This window comes from Paenibacillus sp. J22R67, from assembly GCF_059692175.1.
In genome coordinates this window covers 199,890-213,782 of the sequence record NZ_JCAUAX010000009.1, presented here as the reverse complement: position 1 = coordinate 213,782, position 13,893 = coordinate 199,890, and the positions used below count along the sequence as shown (strand labels likewise).

General features: G+C 49.6%; 14 protein-coding genes. 5 read left to right on the top strand and 9 right to left on the bottom strand.

What is annotated here, in order from left to right; genetic code table 11:
• Positions 1-60: 60 nt before the first annotated feature.
• Positions 61-507: a MarR family winged helix-turn-helix transcriptional regulator gene (locus AC58VC_RS28310; RefSeq protein ID WP_497373654.1), complete on the top strand. Its 447-nt coding sequence runs from the start codon at positions 61-63 to the stop codon at positions 505-507.
• Positions 508-571: 64 nt separating this feature from the next.
• Here AC58VC_RS28310 and AC58VC_RS28305 read toward each other — a convergent pair whose 3' ends face one another.
• Both AC58VC_RS28305 and AC58VC_RS28300 read right to left on the bottom strand, forming a co-directional pair.
• Positions 572-1,405 carry a DUF72 domain-containing protein gene (locus tag AC58VC_RS28305; RefSeq protein WP_497373652.1) on the bottom strand — a complete coding sequence of 278 codons (834 nt, stop codon included), beginning with the start codon at positions 1,403-1,405 and terminating at the stop codon, positions 572-574.
• Between the two features lie 71 nt (positions 1,406-1,476).
• Entirely contained in the window at positions 1,477-1,971 is a 495-nt protein-coding gene (locus tag AC58VC_RS28300; protein ID WP_497373650.1) for a CBO0543 family protein, read from the bottom strand.
• A gap of 82 nt (positions 1,972-2,053) precedes the next feature.
• On the opposite strand from AC58VC_RS28300, the gene AC58VC_RS28295 reads away from it, so the two are divergent.
• Positions 2,054-3,160, top strand: coding sequence for a winged helix DNA-binding domain-containing protein (locus tag AC58VC_RS28295; RefSeq protein ID WP_497373648.1), 1,107 nt, complete (start codon positions 2,054-2,056; stop codon positions 3,158-3,160).
• A 125-nt stretch (positions 3,161-3,285) separates the two neighbouring features.
• On the opposite strand, the gene AC58VC_RS28290 is transcribed toward AC58VC_RS28295, so the two are convergent.
• The 5 genes from AC58VC_RS28290 to AC58VC_RS28270 form a co-directional block, all read right to left on the bottom strand.
• Complete coding sequence (locus AC58VC_RS28290; RefSeq protein WP_497373646.1) at positions 3,286-4,005, bottom strand: hypothetical protein; 720 nt, start codon at positions 4,003-4,005, stop codon at positions 3,286-3,288.
• Positions 4,006-4,104: 99 nt separating this feature from the next.
• Positions 4,105-5,493: a sensor histidine kinase gene (locus AC58VC_RS28285; protein WP_497373644.1), complete on the bottom strand. Its 1,389-nt coding sequence runs from the start codon at positions 5,491-5,493 to the stop codon at positions 4,105-4,107.
• Positions 5,487-6,191 carry a response regulator transcription factor gene (locus AC58VC_RS28280; protein WP_497373642.1) on the bottom strand — a complete coding sequence of 235 codons (705 nt, stop codon included), beginning with the start codon at positions 6,189-6,191 and terminating at the stop codon, positions 5,487-5,489. Before AC58VC_RS28280 ends, AC58VC_RS28285 begins: the two co-directional genes overlap by 7 nt.
• A gap of 344 nt (positions 6,192-6,535) precedes the next feature.
• Positions 6,536-6,769: a hypothetical protein gene (locus AC58VC_RS28275; protein WP_497373640.1), complete on the bottom strand. Its 234-nt coding sequence runs from the start codon at positions 6,767-6,769 to the stop codon at positions 6,536-6,538.
• A 44-nt stretch (positions 6,770-6,813) separates the two neighbouring features.
• Positions 6,814-8,475 (bottom strand): glutamine--tRNA ligase/YqeY domain fusion protein, encoded by a 1,662-nt coding sequence (locus AC58VC_RS28270; protein WP_497373638.1) that lies wholly within the window; start codon positions 8,473-8,475, stop codon positions 6,814-6,816.
• An 84-nt stretch (positions 8,476-8,559) separates the two neighbouring features.
• Between AC58VC_RS28270 and AC58VC_RS28265 the strand changes: the two genes are divergently transcribed.
• On the top strand, positions 8,560-9,789 hold the full coding sequence (locus AC58VC_RS28265; RefSeq protein ID WP_497373636.1) for an aminopeptidase: 1,230 nt from the start codon (positions 8,560-8,562) through the stop codon (positions 9,787-9,789).
• A 75-nt stretch (positions 9,790-9,864) separates the two neighbouring features.
• Here the strand turns inward: AC58VC_RS28265 and AC58VC_RS28260 are convergent, their stop codons facing one another.
• Together AC58VC_RS28260 and AC58VC_RS28255 are read right to left on the bottom strand one after the other, a co-directional pair.
• On the bottom strand, positions 9,865-10,716 hold the full coding sequence (locus AC58VC_RS28260) for a YybI family spore inner coat protein (protein ID WP_497373634.1): 852 nt from the start codon (positions 10,714-10,716) through the stop codon (positions 9,865-9,867).
• 85 nt (positions 10,717-10,801) lie between these two features.
• On the bottom strand, positions 10,802-12,250 hold the full coding sequence (locus tag AC58VC_RS28255; protein ID WP_497373632.1) for an amidase family protein: 1,449 nt from the start codon (positions 12,248-12,250) through the stop codon (positions 10,802-10,804).
• A 131-nt stretch (positions 12,251-12,381) separates the two neighbouring features.
• On the opposite strand from AC58VC_RS28255, the gene AC58VC_RS28250 reads away from it, so the two are divergent.
• Positions 12,382-12,927, top strand: coding sequence for an NUDIX hydrolase (locus tag AC58VC_RS28250; RefSeq protein WP_497373630.1), 546 nt, complete (start codon positions 12,382-12,384; stop codon positions 12,925-12,927).
• Positions 12,928-12,936: 9 nt separating this feature from the next.
• Positions 12,937-13,872, top strand: coding sequence for a helix-turn-helix transcriptional regulator (locus tag AC58VC_RS28245; protein WP_497373628.1), 936 nt, complete (start codon positions 12,937-12,939; stop codon positions 13,870-13,872).
• Positions 13,873-13,893 lie beyond the last annotated feature (21 nt).

The window sequence follows — 13,893 nt, the reverse complement described above, 5'->3', positions numbered from 1 at the left end:
GATTCAAAATTAGAGTGTGGTATGTTACCATAGTTCATATAGCTAATGAGGTGAAGAAGTATGAAAATAGATTCATTGGAAATCATAGAACTTGAAATGGCCATATTTGTTCGCCGCCTCACATCCTTATCATCTGACAAAAAATTCGGTAATATCGATCGTTCTGCTTATCTTTTGCTGCACCAAATATCGGCTCATGGCTGTGCTGGCGTAAAAGCATTAGCAGATGTATTCCAATTGGACATCTCCACTGTCAGTAGACAAACTGCTTCCTTAGAGCAGAAGGAATATGTGTACAGAATTCCTGACCCACAAGATCGAAGAGCCTACAGCTTACAAATAACGGATCTGGGCAAACATGAATTAGATGAGTACAAAAAGGCAAGGTCGGTCCGATTTAAGGAAGTGTTAAAAGAGTGGTCAGATGACGAATGCCAAACATTCGCACAATTATTAAGAAAATTCAATCTTACGATCAATCAAAGTCGTGCCAAAGAGCCCAACTAATCCTAGTTGGGCAAAAAAAGAGGTCCACCAGATAAATCCGGTGACCTCATATATGGTGAAACCTCTAAAACAAATCCAGCTGCCTCGGCGCCAGCCCCTCATAATCAAGCTCCAGCATCGCCATCAACTGCTTGGCATTCCCAGCCGCGTGTCCACCCGAGTTATTGTTGAACACCACACATACTTCTCGCGTCTGCTCTTGAAGCCCCTGCAACCAATCCTTCCATTCCAACAATTCCTGTTGATTGTAGTTATACAAATACCTCACGTCACGCCAATTCGCCTCGTTGTTTTGCACCCAACCACCGACATTCCGCCCGTGGAAACGTACCATCGTCATCTCGGGATGCGTGACCGCAAGCACCGTAGGAACAGAGCCAACTCCCGCTTGCGGCTCGTCACAGATGCTGTGCATCCAGCCCTCGCGTTTCATGAACGTGAGCGTCTTATCCTGCATGTCCTCTTTAAACCAACTCTGATGGCGGAATTCTAGAGCTACAGGCACATCACCCATTTGCTCCCTCGCATCACGCAGCACGTCCACATTTGCTTTGCTGCAATCGAACCAGGGTGGGTACTGGAAAAGCACCGTCTTAAGCTTTCCAGCTTCTTGAACAGGTCGGATTGACTGCAAGAAAGTCTCAAACATCTCTTGGGTCCCACCAGCAAAAGGGCTCGCGCCCCGCAAATGTCCCGTCATTCCCTGGTAGGCCTTAATAATGAAACCGAATCCTTCCGGCGTTTCTTGATTCCATTTGATATAATTGCGCTCAGGCTGAATCGCGTAAAAGGAAGTATCCACCTCCACAACTGGAAAGTGTGCACCGTACTCCCGCAGCTTCCCTCTGCTGCCGCCCAGCTCGTGATCGCCCCATCCGGCGAGACCGATATTGATCATTGTAAGTTCCCCTTACATCGCTGACTTTTCTTTATTGTAGCTTTTGCAGGGGCTTTGGACAACTAACTCACCTAAAACGAAACATGGAACATTTTCATCCAAAACACCGTCAGTAAAGCCGAAAAACCATACGCTAATAACGGTTTGACAGAAAATAATTTGAGCATAGGAAACATGATGATATTGAAAATAATCGACCATCCTAAAGACCAGCCGTATTGGTACTCAATTCGACCCGTCAGAGAGTAAATGTACTCCACTCCACCATAGATCAACACCCACTGTACATAGTGAAAAAAGACCTTCATCCGGCCTTGCGGATAATTCGTCAGAAACAGCAAGGCTGTGGCCGGAAAAATGATAAAGGTATATATCAATTCCGTCAGGCCTGTGTCCCCAAACCAATCCGGGGTCAGCGTCCAGAGCATACGTTCAGCACATAAATAATTGTATAATAAATTGCCTATAGCGAAGTACATCATGGTTGGTTGATACTTCTGCCAGTTTCGCCAATCGCCCCATCGATACGCCGCCCAAATAATGAAAATAGCCACAAATAAGTGCATAAATAACATGTCTCCTTCTCGCGTTGTATCTATTATACAAATAATTTACAATTATATACAAATAAGTGTAGGAGGCCTGATCATGACTGATCATACGGATAACACTCTCAGCCGCCGCGACCTCAACCGAGCCCTCCTGGCCCGGCAACTGCTGCTGCGGCGATCGGACATGCCCGTCCTAGCGGCGGTCCGGCATCTAGTCGGGCTGCAGGCGCAAGCCCCCAACCCACCCTACGTGGGGTTGTGGACCCGCCTGCAAAGCTTTCACCATGAGCAGCTGTCGCAGCTCATCCTAGATCGAAGCATCGTGCGCATCGCCTTGATGCGCTCGACGATCCACCTCGTCACGGCAGACGACTGCGTGACGCTGCGCCCGATCCTGCAAGCCGTGCAGGATCGCGGCTTGCAGGGCGTGTTCGGCAAGAAGCTTGCCGAACTAGACCTGGACGCGCTTGCCGCCGCCGGACGAGCGCTGCTTGAGGCGCAGCCGCTCACGCTAGGTGAGCTCGGCAAGCGCCTCGAAGCCCAGTGGCCGCAGCGCGACGCCACGGCCTTGGCGCAAGCGGTCCGCTGCCGCTTGCCGCTGGTTCAGGTGCCTCCGCGAGGCATCTGGGGCGCCACCGGGCAGGCGGCCCATACCACCGCGGAGGCGTGGCTCGGCCGCCCGCTAGCGGAGGGGGCCAGTCTGGAAGCCATGTTGCTGCGCTACTTGGCGGCATTTGGGCCTGCATCCGTGAAGGATATGCAGGTGTGGTCCGGGCTGACTCGGCTGCGCGAGGTCGTGGAGCGGCTGCGTCCTAGCCTGCTCACCTTCCGCGACGAGCAGGGCAACGAGCTGTTCGACCTGCCGGAGGCCCCACGGCCGGACGCTGGTACTCCTGCTCCCCCTCGCTTCTTGGGGGAGTTCGATAATATGCTGCTTTCCTACGATGATCGCTCGCGCATCATGGCGGAGGGTGTGAAGCAGCGTGTGTTTACCGATAACGGCATCATACGCGCGGCGCTGCTTGTTGACGGTTTTGTCAGTGGCATTTGGTCCATCACGCTAAAGCGCAAAGTGGGAGTGTTGACAGTTACTTTATTCCGAGAGTTATCCGAGGAGGAGCGGAATGTTGTTGAAGCGGAGGCCGAAGGGCTCTTTACCTTTCATTTTCCTGAGGCTGAATCCACGGAAATCCACTATAACTAAAGAGAGCTGCCCCAAAAGGTTAGGAACAACCTTTGAGACAGCCCTCTCGGCTATGCACGTATTCATCGAGTGGGAACTATGGGACCTGTAGATCCCTCTGCATCACCCTTCTATTTGCGCACAGCTTACTTTGCAGCTTTATCTGCCCATTTCGCCTTCAGAGCACTTTCCACTTCTGCATAAATCTGATCGGCTGTTTTACCATCGGTAGAGATACCTAGCTTCTCAGCTCGTTTATTTAACGCTGCGGATTTTTTCGTATCTTTGCCTGCTTTGAGAGCAGCACGAATCTCTTTTGCTGTTTTGCCGTCCGTTGCAATGCCCGCTGCTGTTGCTTTCGTTTGCAGTTTAGTCAACTCCGCTGCTTGCAGCGCTGTTTTGATTTCTTTATTCGTTTTGCCATCTGTGCTAATCCCGAGCTTAGTCGCTTTTGCTTGCAGTTTCGTTAATCCTGCCGCTTTCAGCGCCTCTCTCAATTCTTTGTTCGTTTTCCCATCCGCACTGATCCCGAGCTTAGTCGTTTTTGCTTGCAGTTTCACCTGAACGGCTGCTTGGATGTCCGCTTTGAGCTGATCTGCTGTCTTACCTTCTGTGTTAATGCCTAGTTTCGCTGCGGCTTTATTCAAGCGCTCTGTGTTTTGAGCTGCATGCGCAGTTTTCAGTTCATCTTTAATCTGTTTGTTCGTTTTACCGTCCGTCGATATGCCAAAAGCACGTGCTTTATCCTGTAATAATTGTTTGAGCGGATGAAATGTACTGCTCTGTGATTCCGCCGCGAAAGCCGCCACCGGAACAGTTAATGCGATTGCGCCTACCAAAGCTAATCCTGTTAATTTTTTCAACATAAGTATCACTCCTCGATTGGTCTATGGTTATGGTTATGTTTACCTTACAGACCCTATCTTAGCGGATAATTATGTCATAAGTTTGTCATGGTGCGACGCTTACACAGCTGGCAAAAATATTTTAAAAACCGTCCCCACCCCAAGCTTCGACTCGACGCGAATGGAGCCTCCGTGGGCTTCAATGATATGTTTACAGATCGTCAGCCCGAGGCCTGCGCCGGAGCGATTGCGGCTTTCATCCGCTTTGTAGAAGCGATCAAACAGATGCGGCAACTTCTCAGGCGCAATCCCCTGACCGTTATCCCAGACTTCGATCCAACGCTCATTTCTGATCGCTTTCACCCGAATTCCTGCCTCTGATCCCTCTGGGATATGATTAATCGCGTTATCCAGCAAATTGATGAAAACCTGCCTCAGCCGATCAGTATCCCCTTGTACCCTATACGGCATCTCGGCTTCCGAGCTCAGTTCAATTTGTTTGGACTTGGCTTTCATCTTCAGCTGCGTGACCACGTGGGCAATGACATCAGATACATCCATAGGTTGAAAGCTTAACTTCACCTGCTTCTCCTCAAAAGACGACAGTTCCATCAAATCATCGACCAAACTGCTCAGTCGCAGCGTCTCTTGGAGAGACACTTGAATGAACTCCTTAGCATCCTCTGGCTCCACGACACCGTCCGTTATCCCCTGCAGAGAGGCCCGAATCGTCGTTAGCGGTGTCCGCAGCTCATGTGAAATTTCAGATAGAAACCTTTTGCGACCCTCTTCAACCTTCTGCAGCTTGCCTGCCATGCGATTCAATGATCCCGACAGCGATGCAATCTCGTCTTTTCCTCGAACGGGGACCCTTCCGCTAAAATCCCCCAAAGCCAGCGCCTCCGCTGTCTTGCTCATGAGCTGAATCGGCTTCACAAAATGCCGTGAAACAAAGTACAGCACAGCCATCGCCAGCAGCGCGACCGATACCGCCGAGACATAAATCGCCCGATTGATATCGTTGATTGTCCCTTGAATATTCATAATTGGCGTATATAGAAAAATAGCCCCAACCACACGGTTCTCCAACACCACAGGGCGCCCGACAATCAACATTTTTACCGTACTATTTTGGGCAAAATTACTACGTACCGTCACCTGGTTCCCTGCCAGCACCTTGTCCAGCCATTCCTTGCGTGCCGGGGACTCGCCGATGGACTGGATTTTATCTACATTCACTTTTGGATGCTTAATCAGAGCCACGCGTACGTTGGACGACTTCTCTATGGCGCTTATTTGCTTGCGGAAATCCTTCTGCAACGTGGATCCGTCGAATAACTCTTTGGCTAGCTCATCGACTTGTTCAACTTTCTCCAGCAATAGCTTCTCGCTGCGGTCATACGTCTTCTGTTTCATGGAATAACCAATCGTTCCCGAAATCGCAAGAATCGACACAACCGTAATCGACATGTAAATAAATAATAGCTTGCGATAAAAAGAGTTCAGCATGACTCGGGTCCCTCGAACTTGTAGCCGATACCCCACACCGTCCGAATGTTCCAGTCTACTTTTCTTTTCGTATGTGCGGAAAGTTTCTGTCTTAGACGTTTTATGTATAAGTCAACGACACGGTCCTCCCCCTCGAAATCCCAGCCCCATATCTTGGCGATGAGGTCTTCGCGAGTGAATACTTGATTCGGATTGCGCACGAAAAACAGCAGGAGCTCGTACTCCTTTTTGGGCAAACCGACCTGTTGACCCTCAACGGTGACATCGTGGGACAAGGCGTCTAGACGCAAACTGCCGACTTCATACATATTTGAAGGAGCTGCCGCTGCTGTTCGAATCAGTGTTCTACGAAGTATCGTGGTCACGCGTGCGACCAGTTCGTTCGGGTCAAACGGCTTGACCAAATAATCGTCTGCACCCATTTGCAAGCCTTCGATCCGCTCATCCACGTGAGCTTTCGCTGTCAGCATCAGAATCGGTACGTCGCTCATCGCGCGAATCTTCTGGCATACGGACCAGCCGTCCCGCTTCGGCAGCATAATATCCAGCACGATGAAATCGGGCTGCAGCTCTTCGAACTGCGTGAGCGCCTGCTCGCCGTCGTTTGCAGTTACCACTGCATAACCGCTTTTTTCTAAATAAAGCTTCGTAATGCGGCAAATATTCAAATCATCATCTACCACCAAAACGGTTTTCACAAGGCACACTCTCCTGAACTTAGGATCTATGACACCATCATACTGGATAATTGTGAATAAAAAATTAATAAATTGCGGAAATACGGGATGGCTCCTGACGAGGCGGGGTTCATGTGCGATGGATTTCTTCCTTCCCGTACGGTTTCCTCACTCGAGACAGCCTTTTGGGATACCTCACTTCGCTAACTCTATCATCTCGCTGTCGAGACGACCTTTTCGGCTCTCTCACGCCTACATCCACCCTACCCCGTACGTTTGCCTCACTCGAGACGGCCTTTTGGGAGGCCTCACTTCACTAACGCTATCATCTCGCCACCGAGACGACCTTTTCGGCTCTCTCACGCCTACATCCACCCTACCCCGTACGGTTGCCTCACTCGAGACGGCCTTTTGGGAGGCCTCGCTTCGCTAACTCTATCATCTCGCCACCGAGACGGAATCGACGGGTGCGGCTCCGGCGGCAGTCTAAGCTTGTTTTTCAGCTTTAACTCAGCATCTCGGCGCGCTGGACTCACGTAGCGATGTTTCCACCCTATCCACTCACCACTGCCGCCAATGCTTCCCCACCACCCAAACAAATCAAAAAAAAATCCTAGCCTAAGCTAGGATTTTCCTCACTTCACTACACTTCAAAAGAGCTTTTCAGCGAAACAATCAGGTTAAACACCAGTTTGTCGCTAGTTGTATACTTCGGATCCACGTTGAAATAGCCGTGGCGGAAAAATTGGAACTTATCAAGCGGCTTCGCTTCTTTCATACCCGCTTCCACGAATCCTTGCACGATTTGCAATGAGTTCGGGTTCAGGTTCTCTAAGAAGGAGGCATTTTCGTCCTCTTGGTCATCTAGAATGAGCGGCTCATACAAGCGGAACTCCGCCGGTACTGCGCTTTTCGCGTCGACCCAGTGGATCGTACCTTTGACTTTACGGCCTGTAAAGCCGCTGCCGCTTTTCGTTTCGACGTCGTACGTACAGTGAAGTTCGATCACTTTGCCGCTGTCGTCTTTGACGAAATCGTTGCATTTGATGAAGTAAGCATTCTTCAGGCGCACTTCATTGCCGGGAAATAACCGGAAATATTTGTTTGGCGGATTTTCCATGAAGTCTTCTTGCTCGATGTAGATCTCACGGGAGAAAGGAATTTGGCGACTGCCCATTTCCGGGTTCTCGGAATTATTCTCGGCTTCCAGCATCTCAACGCCATCCTCTGGATAGTTGGTGATGACGACTTTCAGCGGGTTGAGAATACCCATCGTGCGCAGTGCCTTCAATTTCAAATCCTCGCGGATAAAATGATCCAGCATTTTCGCATCAACGGTACTGTTACTGCGGGCAACACCGATTTCACGGGCAAAGGTGCGAATCGCCTCTGGTGTAAAACCTCTGCGTCGCAGCCCAGAAATAGTCGGCATCCGCGGATCGTCCCAACCGTCAACGGCCTTCTCGTCTACGAGCTGTTTCAGCTTTCTTTTGCTCATCACGGTGTTCGTGAGATTCAAACGTGCAAATTCATATTGTCTCGGCACATTTGGCATTTCGCATTCGCGGATTACCCAGTCATAGAAAGGACGTTGATCCTCGAACTCCAAGGTACAGATGGAATGCGTGACACCTTCGATCGCATCCTCAATGGGGTGAGCATAAGCGTACATCGGGTAGATGCACCAAGCATCTCCCGTATTGTGGTGGTGGGCATGAACCACACGGTAGATCACCGGATCACGGAAGTTGATGTTCGGCGAGGACATATCGATCTTCGCGCGAAGCACGCGCTCGCCATCTTTGAACTCTCCAGCACGCATGCGCTCGAACAAGCTAAGATTCTCTTCCACACTGCGGTCACGGTGCGGGCTGTTAGTACCGGGTGCGGTCAAGGTACCGCGGGTTTCACGAATTTGATCCGCTGTTTGATCATCTACGTAGGCCAAGCCTTTACGAATCAAAACCACAGCGCGGTTGTACATTTCCTCGAAATAATTCGAAGCAAAGAAGAGACCATCCCATTTAAATCCGAGCCATTCGACATCAGCTTTAATAGATTCCACATACTCGGTATCTTCCTTAACGGGATTCGTATCATCAAAGCGGAGGTTCGTTAACCCTTTGAACTCGTCCGCTAATTCAAAATTAAGAACAATTGACTTCGCATGTCCTATATGAAGGTATCCGTTCGGTTCTGGGGGAAAACGGGTTACGATCTGGCTGACTTTGCCTGAATTCAAATCTTCGATTACAATATTCTTAATGAAATTGGACGGGGTGCTCGTTGGAGTCTTCGTTTCCATATTGCGCCAGCCTTTCTCCCAATGGTTAAAGTTTTATTTTCTATCATACACTAAAAGTTACTAAAATATAAAGGAGCCCGAGCAATGGAAACATTCGAGCATTATCTGGATAAATACGCAGAACTAGCAATTCGTGTAGGATTAAACGTACAGAAGGATCAAACCGTCGTCATCATGACGCCAATTTCTTGTGCTGAATTCGTGCGCAAGCTGACAAAAAAGGCGTACGATGCAGGTGCCAAGGACGTCGTTATTGACTGGGATGACGATGAAGTAAAGGCGCTGCGCCTCAAGCACGCGCCAGAGTCAACACTTCGTGAATACCCCATGTGGCGAGCGAATGGCCTGGAAGAAATGGCGAAGAACGACGCTGCCTTTTTGCAAATTTATGCACCGAACTCCGACTTACTTAAAGATGTAGACCCAGAGCGTGTTGCTATTTCCAGTAAAACTGCAGCCACAGCGCGCGAAGGCTTCCTCAATTATATGCGCAACAATCAAGTTAGTTGGTTAATGGTCTCCTACCCGACGGCCGAATGGTCCGCTAAGGTATTCCCGAATTTGAACGAAGCTGAGCGTGTTCAGAAGCTTTGGGAGCAAATTTTCAAGCTTACTCGCGTGGACAAAGAAGATCCCGTCGCTGCATGGAATGAACACATTGAAACCTTGACGGGCAAACAGGATATGCTGAACACCAAGAAATATAAGCAGCTCCATTTCCAAGCAGAAGGCACAGATCTGTACATAGAACTTGCACCTAAGCACCAATGGGTTGCTGCAGGGAGCGAAACGGAGAAGGGCGTATTCTTCATTCCGAACATCCCCACAGAGGAAGTATTCACCATGCCTGCCAAAACAGGCACGAACGGAACAGTGCGCAGCACGCTGCCTTTGAGCTACCAAGGCTCTCTCATCGATGGCTTCACGCTCACTTTCGAGAACGGCAAAGTGGTGAAAGCAACCGCCGAAGTAGGGCAAGAAGTGCTTAACAAAATGCTGGATATGGATGAAGGCGCCCGCTACTTGGGGGAAGTGGCACTCGTGCCGTATGATTCGCCGATTTCAAACTCTGGATTGATCTACTACAATACGTTATTTGACGAAAATGCTTCCTGCCACATCGCGTTAGGTAATTCGTATCCTTTCACGATTGAAGGCGGAACGTCGATGAGTCTCGAAGAGCTAAACCAGAATGGTTTTAATAAAAGTTTAATCCACGTCGATTTCATGATTGGTTCAGCTGACATGGCAATCGATGGCCTATCGGAAGATGGGACTCGCGAGCCTTTGTTCCGCAATGGCAACTGGGTGTAAGAACAACAAGTCATCCCTATTAACAAGAAGACCGCCAAATCAGGAGCTAGAGCCCCTTAACCTGGCGGTCTTCGTTCAATGTTCTTGACGGTTATGATAGTTCTTGACGACAGCGGACTCTTTCAATATCCATCTGCCTTTCTTCCACTGCCACAGCGAGGTGGCGTAACCAAGTGTATCGGCGTTCGCAATGCCCGTAATTCGCTGAACTCCCCTCAGATCACACTTTCCGTTCCCACTTTTATCAATAGGCTGCAAAAGGCCATAAGGATCCACATTCACAATGATCGGCTTCACGACCTTACCATCTTTGTACACGCCGAACTGTTCGTAATCGTCTTTCCGGTCTTTGATATCGATTTTGTACGATTTACCAGTCTCTTGAATTTTCATTTGCACCACATAGTTATTCTTAAAAGTGGCATAGACACGGAGCGGTGTAGGGAGCGGGATCGCCGTCGGCACATTATTATTCAGCGAATATAGATAAAAGGTCGATAATCCGCCGCTTCCCCCATTCTCCGCAGAAACATAAATCTGAGGCAGCTTCTCACCGATAAAATCACAGAACTGCATGTTCGGATTGTATCCACCCTGCAGAGGGATAACGACTTGCGTTTGCCCTGGACTCGTCACAACAATGAACAGCTTGTCATAGTATGGACTGTTCAAGTCCATCTTCGTGCCGGCAAGAGCTACCTGATCCGGTACGCCATCGCCTGTCACGTCGATTTCGCGCTTCTGAATGAGCTGCGCTTGTCCAAGCTGCCCAGGCTGCTGCATAGACGGTGGAGGCGCCGGATGCTCTTCATTATTTGCCGCTTGGACCGTAGCTGCAACCGCTCCCTGTCCCGCAAAGGATAGGCAGCCCAGAAGCAAGCCGAATACCGCTGTTTGCAGCGCTATTTTAGCGCTTTTTCGAAACATGTGAATCATCAGACTCCCTTTACTTGGATTTGAATTCGGCTTATTGTTTCAAATTTTCCCAAGTTGTATGCGGGGATCTGACGCTTTACAGAATAGGAGGCCGACGGTATTTCGTCGCCTGCTCAAATGCATACCCTAAAGCCAGCAGCTTCCATTCGCTAAAGGCCCCGGCGGAAAACATGACGCCCATAGGCCCTTCATCTGTATAGCCCGCAGGCACGTTCAGCAGCGGATAGCCAGCACGAGCAGCAATGTCATAGCCTACATCGCCTGGGAAAAGGATCGCGTCCAGCTGATGTTCCTCGAGCACATGATCAATTCCGTTAGTACGCGTAAGCTCTTGATATTTAGCTAAATTGCGGAGATATTCATCCTCCATCAATGTACCGCTAGTTTCATCCGACCAATTTAGTGTATGTTGTCCATAGACCAGTGCCTTCTCCGCATGTTCGGTATTGAACGCAATAACCTCCTGCAAAGTATGTACAGGGACAGAGGCATCGAGTTTGGATAAATAATCGTTGAGATCTTTTTTGAATTCGTATCTCAGCACTTCAGAAGTCCACTCTGCCTGCTCACATGGAAGGGATACGGGGTCAATGACAACTGCCCCCTGCTCGCTCAGCACATGGATGGCATTCTCGGCAATACGCCGCGCCTCATCGCTCAAATCATTGTAGAACCATCGAGGAATACCAATTCTGGCCCCTTGAAGGCTATTTGCATCCAGAAAGGTTGTGTAGTCACGGTGCCTGTGACTGTTCCTTTCGCTGGCGAGACTCAAAGGGTCACGCGCATCCACGCCAGTCAGCGCCCCGAGCAGCAGCGCAGCATCCGTAACTGTTCGCGTCATCGGCCCCGGCGTATCCTGCGAGTGAGAGATGGGAATGATGCCAGTACGGCTAAGTAGTCCCACAGTCGGCTTCAGGCCAACCAAGCTGTTATGATGCGCAGGGTTCACAATGGAACCGGACGTTTCCGTCCCGATTGCCGCTGCTGCGAAGCTCGCTGCGGTCGCCGCGCCAGAACCTGAGCTGGACCCGCCAACCTCGAACTGTCCCGGACCGTAAGGGTTCAGGACTTGTCCACCTCTGGAACTATAACCTGACGGCATCGGCCAGGACATGAAATTAGCCCATTCGGTCATGTTCACTTTCCCTAACAGCACAGCCCCGGAATCCCGCAGCTTGGCGGCGATGAAAGCATCCTCAGCAGCCCGTGATTGCGCTAAAGCTATAGAACCCGCACTCGTATGCATGCGGTCTCCTGTATCTATATTATCTTTAAGCAGAATCGGAATGCCGTGCAGCTGGCCTCGGCTTCCTTGCTTCTGACGTTCATCATCAAGCGCTTGCGCAATTTGGAGCGCATCCGGATTGATTTCCAGCACCGCATTAATGACCTTATTAAATTTCTTAATCCTTTCTAGATAAAAAGCAACCAACTCGACAGCACGGATTTCACCCGCTTCCATGGCCTTTTGCAACGATGTGATATCGGCTTCTACAATCCAGTCCTCTGGTTTTTCAGACAAATTTGATCGCCTCCTGTAAGTTTCGAGACATGACTACCTAAGTTATACTATACTCTTGGTGTGGGTATTTTTGGAATGCATTCCAGCGGGTATTTTCCGCTCTTCAAATAAGGCAGGTGATCCTCGTGCAAATGATCAAACGAATAACAGACAGCGATATGTTGGGTGGCGATCCTGTATTTATAGACCGCGTTTCTCGCTATTCATCCCGAGGCATTGTCATTGATGGCTTGATGAACATTGCGATAATGTACTTATCAGAATCTGATCTGTACAAGCTGCCTGGCGGCGGGATTGAAGATAACGAGCAACCGAGGGCTGCTTTTTTACGAGAAATCAAGGAAGAAACTGGCTATGAGGCTGAAATTACACATGAATTAGGCATGATCGAGGAGCATAAGAACCGCAATAGTTTTATGCAGCTTTCTTACTGTTACATTGCCAAAGCGCATCACCATTCCAGCGCACCTACGCTAACAGAAAATGAATTGAGGCTAGGAATGTCGGTTGCTTGGATGACGCTAAGCGAAGCCTTGGACGTGATGGCTGTTTCCCTGAACAAATGCCAGCGTTATTCCGCCAAATTCATGCTTTTGCGCGATAGAATCATTCTGGAGCATGCGGTTAACCTTTTAACCGGACAAGACAGGGCTAAAGGAACGTATTTGAATCAGTGAGGTGTTTTTTTGAAAATCGACCGTTTGCTCGCGATCACCATGCTGCTGCTGAATCGCCGAAGAATAAGCGCGAAGGAACTCTCCGAACGTTTTGAAGTTTCTTTGCGAACAGTATACCGGGACGTGGAAGCCATTAACCAAGCGGGTATTCCTATTGTGTCATTTGCCGGGTTAAGCGGCGGGTATGAAATTATGGACCAGTACCGATTGGAGCGCCAATTCCTGTCACTAGAAGAGCTGCAATCCATCATCGTCGGGCTAAAAGGAATTCGTTCCACGGTCGGCGACCAGGAAATCGGCAACCTGCTAGATAAAGTCGGCGCTCTCGTAGCGAAGTCGGAACAAAACACCGCTGCCAGGTTAGACGATCAGCTCATTATTGATATGAACCCTTGGCGAAGAGGCAGCGAGGACAAAGAAAAGCTGAACACGCTGCGATGCGCGATTAAGGAATCGAGACAGATCTCCTTTCAATATATCTCTTCCCAAAGCGAGCAGTCCGTTCGCTCTTGCGAACCTATGAGCATCGTAGCCAAAGGTTTTGGCTGGTACTTGTACGGCTACTGCCTGCTTCGTCAAGATTTTCGTATTTTCCGACTAAACCGCATGAAGGAAATAGAAGTGCTTTCGGAGACGTTTGAACGCCGGACAGAAACTAGGGAACCCTTTCAACATGGCTGGGGCCAAAGAGATCCTTCTACGTTGATCACGCTGGTTCTGCATGCGCAGCAAAGCATCCAGGCGCAGATTGAGGATTATTTCCAGCAGAAGCAGATTGCTTATCAGAGTGATGGCTCCATGATCATTACCGCCAACCAACCAGAGGAGCCTTGGCTGCACAGCCTGCTGCTTGGATATGGGCCAAGTGTACGGATTCTCGAACCCGCTCATCTGGCGGCTGCCATCAAAGAAAAAGCTGAAAAAATTGTTCAGCTGTATTCCTAACACTGACAATATGCTGTCAGT